Raw genomic sequence first — 17,160 nt, forward strand, 5'->3', positions numbered from 1 at the left:
GGAGGATTGAGCAATGAAAAAAGTAATTATAAGCATCAGTAGCATTTTGTTTTTATTTTCATCTTGTCTGAATAATGATTATTTGGACCGATTGCCTTTAGACCAGCAAACAGAAGAGACGGCATTTTCGTCTTATGAGAATTTCCAAACGTATGCATGGCAATTCTATACTTACTTGGAGGCAGATGCTGGTCCGACGTCTTTAGACGCAGGCCCGACGTCCACAAGCATATTTGATTGTTATTCAGATAATGGTTTCTTCGGTAGTCCGAATAACGAAAACCCTTGGGTATGGCAAACCGTTACAGTGCCCAGCACCACAAATAATTGGGATACGCCTTATACTCGCATCCGTGCCATTAATATTCTGTTGGACAACATTGATGCATCAAGTATGACGGATGAAGAAAAGAATCATTGGCGAAGCGTAGGCTATTTCTTTAAGGCAAATGAATATTACCGGTTGATTGCTTATTTCGGTAGTGCGATTTGGGTCGAACATGCCTTGCAAGATACAGATACCGATGTGCTTTATAGTGCACGTATGCCACGCGAGGAGTTAGCAGCTAAAGTTCTGGATATGTTAGAATACGCCAAAGATAATATCCAAATAAACGGAGATGGAGATAATACTATTAATCGAGACGTTGTATTAGCATTGATTTCTCGTTTCGGCTTATTTGAAGGAACATGGCAAAAGTATCATGGCATTTCGAATGGAGAAGCTTATTTGCAAGCAAGCTTTGAGGCATCCAACGAATTGATAGCGGCCCATCCACAAGTTCATGTTAATTACGACGAACTTTTCAATTCGGAAAGTTTGGCTGGCATTGAGGGTATTTTATTATACAAGAACTTCTTATCTGATGGGAAAGGACATAATATGACGCGCTATGTCCGTACTTCTTCTCATTATGGTGAGGTTTGCGCAGAGGCCATAGCTGCTTATCTTTGCCAAGATGGAAAACCTATCTATACGAGCGATTTGTTTGAAGGAGATAAGGAAACAGGCGACGCAGATGTCTATACCGAGTTTCGGAACCGCGATTACCGTTTGTATTGGAATGTATGCCCTCCATATAAAGTAAATAGCCCCTCGGCCACAAATACAGATATGGCATTGGTTACAGACACCGAGAATCCGGTAGATCGGGAATATATAGACTTAATGGCCGAATTATGTGCAGGGACAACTTCGACCAAGACCTTGCCCATGTTGCAATGGGCTGGGCAAATCTTGCGGGAGATTCCTCATTTCCGCGAGAATGCATACGGCATGGGGCAAGGTTTCATGACTTCGTATGGAGGCTATTATGTATGGAAATACTATAATACGGTAACACCTGTCAATTCGGCGGGGAATTTGAATTCAACAGATTATCCTTTATTCCGCATGGGAGAAGTCATGGTAAACCATGCAGAAGCTGCTTTCGAATTAGGTAAATTCAACCAAAGCGTGGCGGATGCGACTATCAATGTCCTTCGGGATCGCGCACATGTAGCTCACATGCAAGTATCAGAAATCACCTCCGATTTTGACCCGAAGCGCGATATAAGCGTAGATCCTGTTTTGTGGGAAATACGCCGTGAACGCCGGGTAGAATTGATGTTCGAAGGTTTTCGCAATGATGATTTGCGCCGATGGAAGAAGGGAGAATATATGAATAAACAACAGGTAGGCGTTTATCTGAAGAAATCGGATCTGGAAGATGAGCGGCATCGCGGGGAAGAGGCAAACGTAAACAACTTCCTGCTCCAGTTGGATCGCCAAGGCGACGAAGGACGTGTGGTATTCTTCTCGGATCCAATCGTATCCGGAAAAGGTTGGCAAGATTATTATTACTTGTATCCGCTTCCAAGCAATGAATTATTATTGAATAAGAACTTGGAACAAAACCCAGGCTATCCGGCCACTAATACGGGATCTAACTAACCAATCTCTATCTTTAGACTAAAGATATATATCTGCAGCCTAAAGATAGAGATTTACTAACTACATACCTAATTTTATAAGGCATAGACAAAGATTTTAAATGCGATCATCATGAATCTTCTAAAGTATAGTTTGTGTTTACTGGTGGGAAGTTTTGCTGCTTCTCCAACTGCTTTTTCGCAAGAGAGAGTAAACGTGGTATTTATCTTGGCGGATGATTTGGGATATGGCGACTTGAGTTGTTACGGGCAAGAGAAATTCCAGACTCCTAACATCGATGAATTGGCACGGCATGGCATGCGTTTTACGCAATGTTATTCAGGGACAACCGTCAGTGCCCCTTCGCGATGCAGTTTGGTGACGGGGATGCACACAGGACATGCCTGCATTCGTGGCAATGGAAGCGTCAATCCGGATTACGAAGTGGCTCTTCCTATAGAGACGAATACGATTTTCAAATTATTCAAAGAGGCCGGGTATGCAACTGGGGCTTTTGGGAAATGGGGATTAGGTGAAGTCGGTAGTTCTGGAGACCCCAATAAGCAATCTGTCGACCATTTCTTTGGTTATAATAGTCAGTTGTTGGCTCATAATTATTACCCGGACCATTTATGGGATAATGATACACGGATCAATTATCCAGAAAATAGCAACGGACAATTCGGTACCTATTCTCAAGATGAGATACACAAGCAGGCGCTTCAATTCATCGACCAAAATCAAGATAAACCGTTCTTTCTATTCATCCCATACGTATTACCTCATGCCGAGCTATTAGTTCCAGAAGATAGTATTATTCAACACTTTCGTGGAATGTATCCGGAGCAACCTTTCCAGGGGGTGGATTCGGGTAAAATGTTCCGAAAAGGCGGATATTGTTCTCAAGTTTACCCCAGAGCGACCTTTGCTGCAATGGTTTATCGGTATGATGTGTATGTAGGCCAAATCATAGCCAAGTTAAAAGAATTGGGGCTTTATGAAAACACGCTTGTTATTTTTACCAGCGATAACGGACCGCATAAAGAAGGAGGTGCAGATCCTGCATTTTTCAATAGTAATGGCATTTATCGAGGACTTAAGCGAGATCTTTATGAAGGCGGTATTCGCGTCCCATTCATAGCCTCGTGGCCAGGCCATATCGCTGAATCTACCACCAACAACCATATGTGCGCTTTTTGGGATATGATGCCTACTTTTAATGAACTATTACAAAACAAAAAGATAGAGACAGACGGCATTAGCATACTCCCGACTTTGCTTGGAAAGGGAAATCAACAAGCACATGATTACCTTTATTTCGAGTTTCATGAACTCAATGGCAGACAATCCATCCGGCAAGGGAATTGGAAACTGATCCATCTGAATATACAAAAAGAATCCCGATACGAATTATATAATTTGGCATCCGATCCGTCCGAATATTATAATGTAGTATCTTTGTATCCTAAGAAGGCGGAAGAGTTGAAAGCGTTAATGCGGGAAGCACACCGATACGACGAAAATTGGCCACTTCTTCCTTCCGAATTTAAGTAAAATAAAAATTGCATTTATGAAGTACATAGCTTTTTGTGTAATGTTCCTTTTATCTTTAGATTTCCTATCCGCCCAAGAATGGACACCATCCGATTGGCCTGTATTGAAAAAATATGACGGGGCACATTTGTATCAGATTGCTTTACCTTTGGGTGGAATCGGGACTGGTACGGTTTCGCTGGGTGGACGTGGCGAATTGCGCGATTGGGAACTTATGAATGTCCCAGCGAAAAAATATAGCACAGTGACACCCGGCAACAATGCGCCTTTCTTTGCCATCTATGCCAAGCCACAAGGTGAAGCGGCTTCCACCACATTGCTGGCAGGTCCGCTTTATCCACAAGAATATTTACATTACGAAGGGCGTCCGGTAGATCATCACGGTATGCCGCGCTTTGCCGAGGCTTCGTTTGAGGCGGCTTATCCATTCGGGCAAGTACATCTATCAGATGAGGCATTGCCTATCCAAGTAACTATTAAAGGATTCAATCCGTTAATCCCTGGAGATGCAGAAGCAAGCGGAATGCCGCTAGCCGTATTATCATACGAAGTAGAAAACCGGACAGACAAACCAATGGAAGTATCCATATGCGGTTCGCTCCGTAATTTTATTGGAAAAGATGGAAGCAAATTCACGTCGAATTGGAAAGGGGACTTCATCCCTATAGGTGCCAAACAGAATAAAAATGAATACCGCACACAAGAAGGATTGAAAGGTATTTATTTCTACTCGGAAGGCGTAGAAAAAGAAGACCCTGCCTGGGGAACCTTGGCTTTAACGACACAATCCGATGGACAAGTAACTTATCGCACATCTTCTAAACCGGATGATTGGAACAATGCTATCTTGAATTTCTGGGATGATTTCTCAGACGACGGTTTGATGCAAGAGCGGACTGAACCGATAACAGAAGACGACCCAATGGCATCGTTGGCTGTTAAGAAAGAGATTAATCCCAAAGGGAAAGCTACGTTCACATTCTATCTGACCTGGAACTTTCCCAATCGAAAAGCTTGGTCGGAAACTATTGTAGGGAATTATTATAGCACACAATATACCGACGCTTGGGATGCTGCGCAAAAAATAGTCCCCCAAATTCCACAGTTAGAGAAAGAAACCCTTACTTTTGTCAATGCGTTCCTCGCAAGTTCGTATCCAGCAGAAGTGAAAGAAGCGGCTTTGTTCAATTTGGCTACGCTACGTTCGCAAACGGTTTTCAGACTTCCAAGTGGACATTTAATGGGTTGGGAAGGCGTGATGGATCGTTTTGGTTCTTGCCAAGGTTCATGCACGCATGTTTGGAATTATGAAGTGGCCACGCCTTATCTTTTTGGCGATTTAGCTCAGACGATGCGCGACGTGGAACTAAATTATGCCACCAAAGAGAACGGATTAATGAACTTCCGCGCCGCTTTACCTCTTTCGGAAGCCTCGAAAGGGAACGCGGCCGCAGCCGATGGACAAATGGGTTGTGTGATGAAAATGTACCGCGAATGGCAACTATCGGGAGACAACGCTTTCCTGGAAAAGAATTGGGAACAAACCAAGAAAATCCTTTCTTACGCCTGGACAGAAAAGGGTTGGGATGGCAATCAAGATGGCGTGATGGAAGGTTCGCAACACAATACCATGGATGTAAATTATTTCGGACCGAATCCTCAAATGGGTTTTTGGTATATGGGAGCTCTACGGGCTGCCGAAGAAATGGCGAAAGCTATGGGCGACAAAGCTTTTGCCAAGAAGTGCCGTCGGCTTTTCGAACAAGGTAGTACTTGGATGGATGCGAATCTCTTTAATGGCGAATACTACGAACACAAAATCACCAACCCAAAGACATTCGAGTTTCTCCACATGGACGACCCTCATGTAGAAATCCCCGCATTTCAACTGGGTAAAGGATGCTTGGTGGATCAATTGGTAGGGCAATACATGGCACATATTTGTGGCTTAGGTTATTTGGCCAATGAAGCGCATATCCGTACAACATTGGAAAGCATTATGAAGTATAATTACGTACCCAACTTCAGTCGACACTTCAACAATATGCGCTCTTACGTCATAGGCGATGAGGCCGGACTTCTGATGGCCTCTTGGCCGAAAGGACGCCTGGAGGTTCCTTTCCCTTATTTCGCCGAAGTGATGACTGGCTTTGAATATTGTGCGGCTGTAAGCATGTTATATGAAGGCATGGAAAACGAAGCGCTAACGTGCATCCGTTCTATCCGAGACCGTTTTGATGGAGCTAAGCGAAATCCATTTAGCGAAGCAGAGTGCGGGCATCATTATGCTCGTTCGATGGCAAGTTGGGCTGCAGTATTGGCATTAAGCGACTTCCATTACTCGGGCATTGATAAGCAAATAGGTTTTACGTCTAAACCAGGTACCTATTTCTGGAGCAATGGTTCGGCATGGGGACTTTGTACTATCTCCGCATCGAATGCCACACTTCAAGTCTTAAAAGGTTCTTTGTCTTTAAAGAAGTTCCAAGTAGGCGATAAAAGTATCCGATTAAAAAACGTAACCTTGAATTCCGGAGATGAAAAGACAATGAATTGGTAAACAATTAACAAATAATAAAAACAACGTATGAAAGTAAAGTATTGGTATGTATTAGTTTGCTTGCTCTGTTGCGAATGTCTGATGGCGGCAAGCACGGTGCGGGAGTCGTTGAGCTTCCAGAGTAACAAATTGGGTAAAGAGGTACGCTATTCTATCTACCTGCCGGACGGATATGATCATTCTACACGCAAATATCCGGTTCTTTATCTGCTGCATGGCTGGTCGGACAATGAAACGTCGTGGGTACAAATGGGCGAGGTGCAGCGTATTGCCGACGAAGCCATCGCGTCCCATCGGGCAGCAGAAATGATTATCGTCATGCCCGATGCCGGTGAAACATGGTATGTTAATTCTTATGATGGCCGTGTGCCTTACGAAGATATGTTTTTCGAAGAGCTGATCCCTTACATCGAAAAGACATACCGGGCCCGGGCCGACCGTGAATACCGAGCTATCGCCGGCCTTTCGATGGGGGGCTATGGTTCTTTCCTCTATACCCTTCATCATCCGGACATGTTCACAGCCTGTGCCCCGCTGAGTGCGGCGATTTATACCGACGAGCAAATGCAAAAGGCCTTGAATACCACGCGAGGTACGCTCTTCGATTCGATTTTCGGGAAGGGGAACCTGACGGAACATTGGCGTACAAACAGCGTACTCGACCTCTTAAACACGTTGGATGCTGAAAAGCCTTGGCGCGTGGCTTATTATCTGGATTGCGGCGACGAGGATTATTTGCTGCATGGCAACAACATCGCACATGAAATCTTGCAAGAAAAGAATATCAAACATGAACTTCGGGTGCGCGACGGAGGGCATACCTGGACCTATTGGCGCACGGCCTTACCCTCTGTCCTGGAGTTCGTGAGCGTCCGCTTCCGCCGGAGCTAATCCAATCCGCATTTTCCTCCAGTGTGGAGGGTTACTACCCACCACACCGGAGAAAATAGTTTAACATCCAGGCCAACAAATAATCCAATCCGAAATTTATGAGTTATCAGCAAGGATATTCCATTTGTAAACGTTACCTTTGCGGAAACATAATCGATAAATAGAGAAGACAATGAGAAACATGAAGCAAATTTTGCCTTTCGTGGCGGGTATCTGGTTGCTTTCGGCTTGTGCACAAGCTCCAAAAGATACGATGGCCTATCAGAACACCATCCCTGTGGAGGCGGGCGACAGCCACGAAATGATTATTGAAAAGGCGGCCCATGTAGTGCCTACAGCTAATCAGTTACATGCGTTGGAGAACGAGTTCATCGCATTCATCCACTTCGGGCCGAACACGTTTACAAAACGCGAGTGGGGAACGGGGCATGAAGACCCTAAGATATTCGACCTGAAGGCGCTGGATACCGACCAGTGGTGCGAAGCCATGAAAGCAGCGGGCATGAAGATGGTGATACTGACCGTAAAACATCACGATGGGTTTGTGCTCTGGCAAAGCCGTTATACGACACATGGCATCATGTCGACCGGCTTTGAAGGAGGAAAGGGCGACATCTTGAAGAACCTTTCGGCTTCGTGTCAAAAATATGGATTGAAGTTGGGTATTTACCTTTCGCCTGCCGATTTGTTCCAGATTGAAAGCAAAGATGGATTGTATGGGAATTTAAGTCCATACACGGAACGTGTCATTCCCCGCGAAGTGCCCGGCCGTCCGTTTGCCAATAAGACCACTTTCAAGTTTAAGGTAGATGATTATAATGAGTATTTCCTCAATCAATTGTTCGAGTTACTCACGGAATATGGCCCCATCCACGAAGTGTGGTTCGACGGCGCGCATCCGAAACGGAAAGGCGGACAGACCTACAACTATCAAGCCTGGAAAGAGTTGATACATACGTTAGCCCCCGAAGCCGTCATCTTTGGCCGAGAAGACGTGCGCTGGTGTGGTAATGAAGCCGGAGGTACGCGCCCGACAGAATGGAACGTGGTAGCTTATCAGGCAAATCCTGATACGATGAACCATTTCGCCGATATGACCGATGCTGATTTAGGTTCGCGTGAAAAACTCTATACCGCCAAATACCTCCATTACCAGCAGGCAGAAACCAACACTTCGATACGCGAAGGGTGGTTCTATCGAGACGATACGCACCAGAAGGTACGGAGCGCAGACGATGTATTTGATATTTATGAACGAGCCGTCGGTGGTAATTCTACCTTCCTTTTGAATATTCCGCCGAACCGGGACGGACGTTTCTCCGACGAAGATGTGAAAGTATTGCAGGAAGTGGGCCGACGTATCCACGAGACCTATGACACGAACCTGCTGGAAGGAGCCAAAGGACCAAAAGAGGTATTAGACAACGACCCCCACACATTCCTTCTGTTGGAGGGAAAGAATGAATTTGTCCTGTCTACTCCGAAGCCTATCACATTGAACCGTCTTGTATTGCAAGAGGCTGTAGCTACCCATAGCGAACGCGTGGAGAGCTTCGCCGTAGATGCCCAAATCGAAGGAGAATGGACCCAGATAGCTACCTCGACAAACATAGGCTACAAACGAATCCTCCGTTTCCCGGACGTTACGACCGACAAGATACGCGTCCGCATCCTCGAATCGAGAATGGCTCCGGCTATAAGTCATATTTCTGCGCATCATTATGCTGCCCGTCCGCCTCAGTTGAGTATCGATCAAGATAAAGAGGGACAAATCGTTATTTCTCCTAAACTCCAAGATTTCGGTTGGAATCAACATGGACAAAATGCCGCAGAGAACCTGAACGCAGGTTACACCATCCATTATACAACAGACGGAACAGAGCCTACAGCCCAATCTCCCGTCTATACTGCGCCTTTCCCTCAGACAAAGGGAGAAATTAAAGCTGTGGCTATATTGAATGGGGAAACAGGTAGCGTTGCCAGCGAACGGGCCGGACTCGCCAAAAAGAATTGGAAATTAATCAAAGCGGATGGAGAGGAAGAATCTCATCCTGCCACAGCGGCTTTCGACGCGAACCCATCTACCTATTGGAATGTGCAAAAAGGCGCGTTGCCACATCATATTACCATTGATTTGGGCGAAACGCATTCATTGGTAGGGTTTGCCTATACGCCACAGACCGTCAATTCACAAGGCATGATGGCTCGAGGCGTGATCAAAGCCAGCGAAAATGGCCAAACTTGGCGCACGGTCGAGAGCTTCGAGTTCGGAAACCTCATCAACGACCCCAGCAAACGTACGCACTTCTTCAAACAACCGCTTTCAACGCGCTACATCCAAGTGGAAGCCGTAGAAAGCACGGATGGCAAGAATTCCACCGCAATCGCCGAGCTGGATTTCTATTCCAATTGATATTTTCATCAGAAATCCTTATTTTTGTGGCCGAAAATAAGGATTTCTTTTATGGAATATATCATTAAATCTCCGGAAGGAATGTGGCAGGCGGACGTGATGTTGCCTGCTTCGAAGAGTATTAGCAACCGGGCATTGATTCTAAATGCATTAAGTTACAGTCCTTTTCCTATTCAAAATTTATCGGATTGTGACGATACGCATGTGCTTGTAAGGGCTTTAGAATCCAATGAGCGGGATTTCGATATCCAAGCGGCAGGGACGGCCATGCGTTTCCTGACGGCTTTCCTCGCGAAAATCATGGGAGAATGGACCATCACAGGAACTGAGCGGATGAAGAATCGCCCTATTCGTGTGTTGGTGGATGCACTTAATTCGTTGGGTGCGCGTATTGAATATATAGAGAAGGAGGGATTCCCTCCGCTGCGCATCTTCGGGAGTGCGTTGCAAGGCGGCGAGATCTCGCTGGCGGGCGACGTCAGTTCGCAATATATCTCTGCGCTATTGATGATTGCTCCTACCATGGAAAAGGGTTTGGTGCTGCATCTGACGGGGCATGTCATTTCGAAGCCCTATATCCAACTGACTTTGCAATTGATGAAACAATTTGGCGTCGAGGCCGAATGGCTGGGGGAATCGACTATCCGCGTGGCTCCGCAAAGTTATCAGCCCGTGCCATTTACTGTAGAAGCTGATTGGAGCGCCGCTTCCTATTGGTTTGAGATGATGGCGCTCGCGCCTCAAGCCCATATCTGTTTGCAGGGATTGTTCAAGCATAGTTTTCAAGGGGATGCCATGGGGGCTCGGCTGTTCGCGCAGTTGGGTGTCGGGTGCGATTTCGTCGAGGGCGTCACGCTCCGTCGGACAGGGCAAATCACCCGGAAGCTGGTGCATAATTTCGTAAACGAACCCGATTTGGCACAGACCTTTGCCGTCACCTGTGCGCTGCTGAACGTGCCGTTCTATTTCAATGGCCTTCAAACGCTCCGCATTAAGGAAACAGACCGTATTGCGGCCTTAAAAACAGAATTGAAAAAGCTCGGATACGTGCTGAAGGATCCGTCGGAGGGCGTCCTTATGTGGGACGGCGAGCGATGCGAATCCGAAACAAATCCTATTATCAACACCTACGAAGATCACCGAATGGCGTTGGCTTTTGCGCCCGTCGCCCTCGTCCGAAAGGAGGGTATCCGGATTGCAAATCCCCATGTCGTCAGCAAAAGTTATCCGCATTTCTGGGAACATCTCCTCGCTGCAGGCTTTTCGGTGGAATCTTAAATTTCTATTCGTAATTTTCTCTTACAATTATGTGGTATTTCATTTTAAGTTTAGTGGCGCTCGGGGTGGTGGCCGCTATTTTAGGCTATTTTCGCAATCGAAAGTTGCAACGGATGTTGGAACGGGGCGAAATTAGCGAAATCCCGGAACCAAGGGAGATTCCGGAGGAATGTTGTGGCCAGCACGAAGTCTGCGAACGAGATAGCCTCCTGGCTGCGGTAAGTAAAAAGATCGAATATTATGACGACGAAGAACTGGACCGTTTCCGCGGCGTGGAGCCTGAAGCTTATCCAGACAACGCCGTCGAAGAGTTTCGAGAGGTATTGTATACGCTCCGCGAAGTCGAAGTCGCGGGCTGGTTGCGTAGCCTGCAGCTCCGTGGGGTCAACCTCCCGGACGCGCTGAAAGACGAGGCCTTTTTAATTGTCGGCGAACGACGCTCACACTAATACAAAAACGCGCCTACATGGAATTGCTTCAGTTTGTATTCTTTCAAAACGCGCTCCTCGGCAGTCTCTTTACGGCTATCGTTTGCGGCATGGTGGGGACGTACGTCGTCTCGCGCCGGCTGGTGTTCATCAGCGGCGGGATTACCCACGCGTCGTTCGGCGGCTTAGGACTGGGTTTTTATCTGGGGACGAACCCTATCCTGACGGCTATGGCGTTCGCCGTACTATCGGCGTTTGGGGTCGAATGGATGAGTAAATCCCAACAAATACGCGAGGACTCTGCCATCGCCGGCATTTGGTCGCTCGGAATGGCGTTGGGCGTGATATTTACCTTTTTAACGCCCGGTTATGCCCCAAACCTCTCGGCTTATTTGTTTGGAAATATCCTGACTATTACGCAGGCGGATATCATCGCCAGTGCGGCGCTGGCGGGAGTGCTGTTGCTCCTGTTCACGCTCTTTGGGCGCGAAATTATATACGTCGCCTTCGATGCCAATTTTGCTCGCACGCAAGGACTTCCCGTGCGGTTCATTGAATATATGATGATTTTTTTTATTGCTATCGCGATTGTATTGTCCATCCGCATGGTGGGCATCATGCTTTTGATGAGCCTCCTTACCTTGCCCCAAATCACGGTCAATCTGCTCACGTCGGACTACCGCAAAATCCAATGGGGGAGCATACTATTGGCATTCGCAGGGTCGGTCGGGGGATTATTTCTCTCGTATTACCAAAATGTACCGTCGGGCGCCTTTATTATTCTCCTGCTGGTGTCGTTCTTCCTTGCAGTTAAATGTATTCAGGGAATCCGACAATGGAAATCCCATGCAAATGCCTCTTGATTTCCCCTTTTTTTATCATCGGCAGATGACAAAGATAGTTATTTCCGAATTTTTCTGCCGTCTGCACGTGCAAAAGCAGTTGTTTTTAAACGGAACTGTCATCTGCACGTGCTTATTTAAATTTCTTTAGAGTCAAAATCCCATTGTAACGTGCAGAAGCAGTTGATTTCTGGAACTACCCTTTTTGCACGTTACAATGAGGAAATGTTAATAAGATTATTTATATACGCACGTTACAATGGAAGAATCATTTAAAAACAACTATTTTTGCACATGACAATGGGATAAGAAAATCCGAAACTACACCCATTGTCACGTGCCGACGGCCTTTCCGCCCCGGCAGTCATGGGAACAGCCCCTGCAGTCGGAAAAGAAAATAAAAATAAAGTCATAATTAAACAATAAAATGATGGTAAAAGCGTTATATTACCGTCTTCGAAGCATTCATGAGAAAAGGATTTTACTATATAGTAGCCGTGTTGTTGGTCAGTATGCTTTGGTCGTGCAGCACGAAGAAGAACACGCGGATGAATCGGTTTTATCATGCGCTGAATTCCCGTTTCAACATATACTTTAACGGTAAAACGGCGTTTGACGAGGCTTTGTTGGCTATGCAAACGGGTTATAAGGAAAATTACTCGGATATGATATTGATGTATCCCATTAGCGCGCAGCCGAAAGACAAAACCGAACCAGGCGGACCCTTTGATATTTCCATCGAAAAGGCAAATAAAGCCATCCGGCTGCATTCCATCCAGGCGAAACCCAAAAAGAAACCGGGTTGGCGCAATGATCCCAAGCAAGTACGCCTGCAGAACCAGGAGGAGTATAACCCATTCCTAAAACATTGCTGGCGACTGATGGGAGAGGCGCAATTTTACAACGCTGATTTCCTCCAGGCTGCAGCCACCTTTTCTTACATCGCGCGACACTATAAGGAGGATGCGGAGATAGTAGCGGCGTCGAAACTCTGGCAAGCACGGTGTTATTCGGAGTTGGGCTGGTTTTATGATGCCGAAGACATCCTACAAAAGCTGAACACGGAGGGAATTCCTGCCGATTGCCAGGAACAATATGCGACGGTTTACGCCGATTATCTCGTCAAACAACAACGATATGAGGAGGCCATCCCTTATATGCGCACCGCCATTCGCGCCGAGCGTAGCGGGCTGCAACGAAAGCGTATGAAATATCTTTTGGGCCAGATGTACGCCACGCTGGGCCAAGATGCCATGGCATACAAGACATTTGGCGAAGTGGCTCGCTCTAACCCTCCGTACGAGCTGGAGTTTGCTGCCCGTATTCGTCAAGCAGAAGTTTTTGCGGGTTCAAATTACCAGAAAGTGGTCAAGAAGTTGGAGCGGATGGCAAAAAGCCAAAAGAACAAAGATTTACTGGATCAGGTATATTACGCGCTGGGAAATATATACCTCGCGCATGGCGACACGACAAATGCGCTGAAACAATACCAATTGGGAGTAGACAAGAGCACTCAAAACGGATTGGACAAGGCATTGTGCCATATCAAACTGGGTGATTTGTATTTTCAACAGCGAGACTACCTGAAGGCGCAGCCTAATTTTAGCGCCGCATTGGCAGGGATACAGAAGGAGTTTAAAGACTATGAGCGGGTATCCAAATTGTCGGCCGTGTTGGACGAGCTGGTGGTTCACGCCGAAGCTGTGCACCTGCAAGACAGTCTGCAAACGCTCGCCAAGATGCCGGAACAAGAGCGACTGGCGGTGATCGACAAAATTATTGAGCGCGTCATTGAAGAAGAGAAGCGCGCGGAGGAAGAAGCTGCCCGTGAAGCCTACTTAGCAGAGCAGGCGGCGAAAGGGACAGGTATCAACAGGCCCGGAACGGAAGCAAACGTCGTCACTTTACCTGTCGCAGGGGGCGGCAGTAGTTTTTATTTCTACAATCCCCAAGCGGTGGCGCAGGGAAAGACACAATTCCAGCGCAAGTGGGGTCGTCGTCCGCTGGAGGATGACTGGCGGCGCCGCAATAAGCGTGTCTCTACGTTCGACGAACCGAGCGACGATTCGGAAGCGCTCGCAGAAGGCGATGACCTTACGGCGGCAGGAGACTCGGCTTTGCTGGCTGCCGGCGGGGCTGATTCGGCCGCGATAGGGTCAGACGACCCGAAGAGCCGGGAATATTATCTGCAACAACTGCCGATGACACCTGAAGACGTAGAAGCCTCGAACGTCATCATAGAAGATGGCCTATACAATATGGCTAAAATTTACAAAGACAAGCTGGAGGACTTGTCGCTGGCTATCGAAGGCTTCCGCAACTTGGAAAAGCGTTTTCCGGAGAGTCCGCATTTGCTGGAGAGCTATTATCAAGTGTATCTGATGGCGTTGCGCCTGAAAGATACAGCCCTCGCCGAAGAATATAAGCGTAAAATGACGGAGAAATTCCCGTCGAGCGATTATACGGTAGCTATTTCCGACCCGAACTTCGAACGAAACATACGGATGATGGATGTCGTGCAGGATTCCATCTACGAACAAACGTACGAACTGTACCTGGCCGAAGATACAGCCGCCGTACGCCGCAATTACCGTGCCATCAGCGAGAAATACCCGTTGGCAGAGTTGATGCCTAAGTTTATGTTCCTCGACGCCCTTACGTACGTGCAAGCGGGAGACGCCGAAGGATTCAAGACGGCTTTGCGGGCACTTTTGGATAAGTATCCGTCTGCCGACGTATCCGAGCTGGCGGGAGAGATGCTAAAAGGCGTGCTGCGGGGTCGTCAGATGGTGCAGGGAGGTGTGCGCGGCATGACGTGGAACCTTCGATTTGGTACGGGAGAAGACGGCTCGCTTTCTGCTGCCGACTCCGCCCGCGTTTTCAAAGCAGACGCGAATGTACCCTATCGGATGGTGATGATATATCCCACGGGCGCCGTCGATCGCAATCAGCTCCTGTTTACGGTAGCAGCCTACAATTTCGCTCACTTTATGGTGAAGCAATTGGATATGACTTTTGAAGAATCTGGCCTCATGAGTGTATTTATCCTATCCGGATTCTTCAACTTCGACGAAGTCAACCATTATTATAAGATGATTTACGACGCAGATGGTTACGCACCGGCATTAGACAAAGATATCGCCATTGTTCCTATTTCCGAAGAGAACTATGAGACTTTGATGCACGGGAAAACCCTGGATGAATATGCGGCCTTCTTTGAAGCCAATTTCGGACAGATGGCGCCTGAGTTCGTAGCCCGTTGGCGGATGCGGCAAGAGGCAGCCGCTGAAGCAGACAGCCTGGCTACGGATTCCATACCTTCAGACACCCTGGCGCCGATGCCAGCCGTGCCGGAAGAACTGCCATTGGAAGAGGCAGACAGCCTAGCGGCGGATTCCGTACAGCTGGAAATCCCTGCAGAGATGCCTGTCGCGCCGGAAGGACTGCCATTGGAAGAGGCAGACAGCAGTCGAACTGCAGCGCCTGTCTTGCCGACACCGGCAGATACCCTGCCCGCGCGTCCCGACATCTTCCGCGCACCGATACCAGAGCGCGACAAGGGATTGACGCTCGACGACATCGAAGAAATCCGTCAGAAAGAGGCAGAACAGGCAGAGGCCGAGAAGGAAAAGGCCCGCCAGGATTTTGAAGCCTCGCAAGCGGCCGAGAAGGCAGTACTGGAACAAAACGCCAGCCAACGCGCCGCGCTCGAAGAGCAACAACGCGCCGAGGAACGTGCCCTCCTGGAAGCGAAGAAAGACCGCGAAAAAGAACAGGAAAAAGCACAGAAGGAAGCCCGTAAAAAAGCCGAGCAAGAGCGAAAAGCCAAGCTCAAAGCCCGTGAAGAGCTCCGGAAAGAGAAAGAACGTGCTTACAAAGAGCGTCTGAAACAAAAAGAAAAGGAACGGAAAGCGAAAGAGAAAGCATATAAGAAAAAATTAAAAGAACGAGAAAAGGCACGCAAAGAGGAATTGAAAGCCAAAGAGCGTGCACGAAAAGAAAAGGAGAAAAACAGATGATTTTTTGTCACAACGAGGTAGAAATATACCAAAATGCCCCGGATGGGGTTGTCGCCACTGTCGGATTCTTTGACGGCGTGCATCAAGGGCATCGGTTCTTGATTGAACAGGTAAGAAAACGCGCGCTACGGCAATCGCTGGCGTCGGCGATATTTACGTTCGACGTCCATCCCCGCAGCGTATTGCAAGATGGATACGAGCCGGCTTTGTTAAGCTCCTTCCCGGAAAAAATGATGGAACTTTCCGGGACGGGTGTCGACTACTGCGTCGTGCTGCATTTCACGAAAGAATTAGCCTCGCTGACGGCGAAGGAGTTTATCCAAGAGGTTTTGTGGAAACAATACCGCGTGCGGACGCTTCTCGTAGGCTACGACCATCGCTTCGGACACAATCGGGCGGAGGGATTCGAGGAGTATGTAGCTTATGGCAGGGAATGCGGGATGGACATCGTGCATGTGCTTCCTTACGACGTCGGCAACGTGCGTGTCAGCTCGTCCGCTATCCGACGGATGTTGGCAGAGGGCGAGGTAGAGCGCGCCAACGAACTGCTCGTCCATCCTTACCAATTGCAAGGGAATGTGATACATGGCGACGGGCTCGGCGAGCAATTGGGTTTCCCGACTGCCAACCTCGACCTCTTCGACAAGCATAAAGTCGTGCCGAAACCGGGTGTGTATGCGGTTTGGGTGGATACGGACGAAATGCGATACAAAGGGATGCTGTATATAGGAGACCGGCCCACAGTCGATGGTCCACACGACCCGCGCATCGAGGTGCATCTCCTTCACTTCTCTGGCAACTTGTACGGCGAGTTCGTCCGCGTGACGTTTGTCCACTATATGCGCGACAATACGAAATTCGACACCCTCGAAGCACTCAAGCAGCAGTTGAAACGAGACCGCGACGACGCAGACATCCTGCTCATCCGTCGGCATGGATGATAATCCGCCGCGACACCCATTTCCCTTTTCACCTCCTTTCCCCACAGACTGGGAAAGGTAACGAAGCCTTCGGAAGCTATCCCACCGGAAAAAGATAGCTTCCGAAGGCTTCGCCAGGAATCGCGGGCTGCCGAAAATGGCGTCGAAAGCTTCGCAAAGAATCGTTTTTAAACGGAATTCCTGGCGAACGCTGCGAAAGGAGTATTTTTAAAGCAGAAATGCGTGCGAACGGTGCGAAAGGACTTTTTTTCTGGCGGAAATACTTTCGCACGCTGCGCTCGGAGGAGTTTTTAAAAAGATTTGCGAGCGAAGCGTGCGAAAG

10 protein-coding genes are annotated in these 17,160 nt (G+C 47.9%); all 10 read left to right on the forward strand.

The window, feature by feature from the left end; all coding sequences use genetic code 11:
* Nucleotides 1-13 precede the first annotated feature (13 nt).
* Nucleotides 14-1,933 (forward strand): RagB/SusD family nutrient uptake outer membrane protein, encoded by a 1,920-nt coding sequence (locus tag B5F77_RS05555; RefSeq protein ID WP_087328796.1) that lies wholly within the window; start codon nucleotides 14-16, stop codon nucleotides 1,931-1,933.
* 111 nt (nucleotides 1,934-2,044) lie between these two features.
* Entirely contained in the window at nucleotides 2,045-3,466 is a 1,422-nt protein-coding gene (locus tag B5F77_RS05560) for an arylsulfatase (protein WP_087328797.1), read from the forward strand.
* Nucleotides 3,467-3,482: 16 nt separating this feature from the next.
* Nucleotides 3,483-6,026: a GH116 family glycosyl-hydrolase gene (locus tag B5F77_RS05565; RefSeq protein ID WP_087328799.1), complete on the forward strand. Its 2,544-nt coding sequence runs from the start codon at nucleotides 3,483-3,485 to the stop codon at nucleotides 6,024-6,026.
* A 27-nt stretch (nucleotides 6,027-6,053) separates the two neighbouring features.
* On the forward strand, nucleotides 6,054-6,917 hold the full coding sequence (locus tag B5F77_RS05570) for an alpha/beta hydrolase family protein (RefSeq protein WP_087328801.1): 864 nt from the start codon (nucleotides 6,054-6,056) through the stop codon (nucleotides 6,915-6,917).
* Between the two features lie 181 nt (nucleotides 6,918-7,098).
* Nucleotides 7,099-9,330: an alpha-L-fucosidase gene (locus B5F77_RS05575; RefSeq protein WP_087328884.1), complete on the forward strand. Its 2,232-nt coding sequence runs from the start codon at nucleotides 7,099-7,101 to the stop codon at nucleotides 9,328-9,330.
* Nucleotides 9,331-9,381: 51 nt separating this feature from the next.
* A complete protein-coding gene (locus B5F77_RS05580) occupies nucleotides 9,382-10,608 on the forward strand; it encodes a 3-phosphoshikimate 1-carboxyvinyltransferase (RefSeq protein ID WP_087328803.1) in 1,227 nt (408 codons plus the stop codon).
* 29 nt (nucleotides 10,609-10,637) lie between these two features.
* Nucleotides 10,638-11,057 (forward strand): phospholipase, encoded by a 420-nt coding sequence (locus B5F77_RS05585; protein WP_087328805.1) that lies wholly within the window; start codon nucleotides 10,638-10,640, stop codon nucleotides 11,055-11,057.
* Nucleotides 11,058-11,074: 17 nt separating this feature from the next.
* On the forward strand, nucleotides 11,075-11,899 hold the full coding sequence (locus tag B5F77_RS05590; RefSeq protein WP_087328807.1) for a metal ABC transporter permease: 825 nt from the start codon (nucleotides 11,075-11,077) through the stop codon (nucleotides 11,897-11,899).
* Nucleotides 11,900-12,345: 446 nt separating this feature from the next.
* Nucleotides 12,346-15,897, forward strand: coding sequence for a cell envelope integrity protein TolA (locus tag B5F77_RS05595; RefSeq protein WP_087328809.1), 3,552 nt, complete (start codon nucleotides 12,346-12,348; stop codon nucleotides 15,895-15,897).
* Complete coding sequence (locus B5F77_RS05600; protein ID WP_087328811.1) at nucleotides 15,894-16,838, forward strand: bifunctional riboflavin kinase/FAD synthetase; 945 nt, start codon at nucleotides 15,894-15,896, stop codon at nucleotides 16,836-16,838. Before B5F77_RS05595 ends, B5F77_RS05600 begins: the two co-directional genes overlap by 4 nt.
* Nucleotides 16,839-17,160 lie beyond the last annotated feature (322 nt).

The organism is Parabacteroides sp. An277 (assembly GCF_002159645.1).
In the GTDB taxonomy this organism is placed as follows: domain Bacteria; phylum Bacteroidota; class Bacteroidia; order Bacteroidales; family Tannerellaceae; genus Parabacteroides.

Bases quoted from the DNA above. Each gene is read 5' to 3' on its own strand.
- B5F77_RS05565 (WP_087328799.1), top strand. From the start codon at position 3,483: ATGAAGTACATAGCTTTTTGTGTAATGTTCCTTTTATCTTTAGATTTC.
- B5F77_RS05555 (WP_087328796.1), top strand. From the start codon at position 14: ATGAAAAAAGTAATTATAAGCATCAGTAGCATTTTGTTTTTATTTTCA.
- B5F77_RS05560 (WP_087328797.1), top strand. From the start codon at position 2,045: ATGAATCTTCTAAAGTATAGTTTGTGTTTACTGGTGGGAAGTTTTGCT.
- B5F77_RS05600 (WP_087328811.1), top strand. From the start codon at position 15,894: ATGATTTTTTGTCACAACGAGGTAGAAATATACCAAAATGCCCCGGAT.
- B5F77_RS05580 (WP_087328803.1), top strand. From the start codon at position 9,382: ATGGAATATATCATTAAATCTCCGGAAGGAATGTGGCAGGCGGACGTG.
- B5F77_RS05590 (WP_087328807.1), top strand. From the start codon at position 11,075: ATGGAATTGCTTCAGTTTGTATTCTTTCAAAACGCGCTCCTCGGCAGT.
- B5F77_RS05575 (WP_087328884.1), top strand. From the start codon at position 7,099: ATGAAGCAAATTTTGCCTTTCGTGGCGGGTATCTGGTTGCTTTCGGCT.
- B5F77_RS05585 (WP_087328805.1), top strand. From the start codon at position 10,638: ATGTGGTATTTCATTTTAAGTTTAGTGGCGCTCGGGGTGGTGGCCGCT.
- B5F77_RS05595 (WP_087328809.1), top strand. From the start codon at position 12,346: ATGAGAAAAGGATTTTACTATATAGTAGCCGTGTTGTTGGTCAGTATG.
- B5F77_RS05570 (WP_087328801.1), top strand. From the start codon at position 6,054: ATGAAAGTAAAGTATTGGTATGTATTAGTTTGCTTGCTCTGTTGCGAA.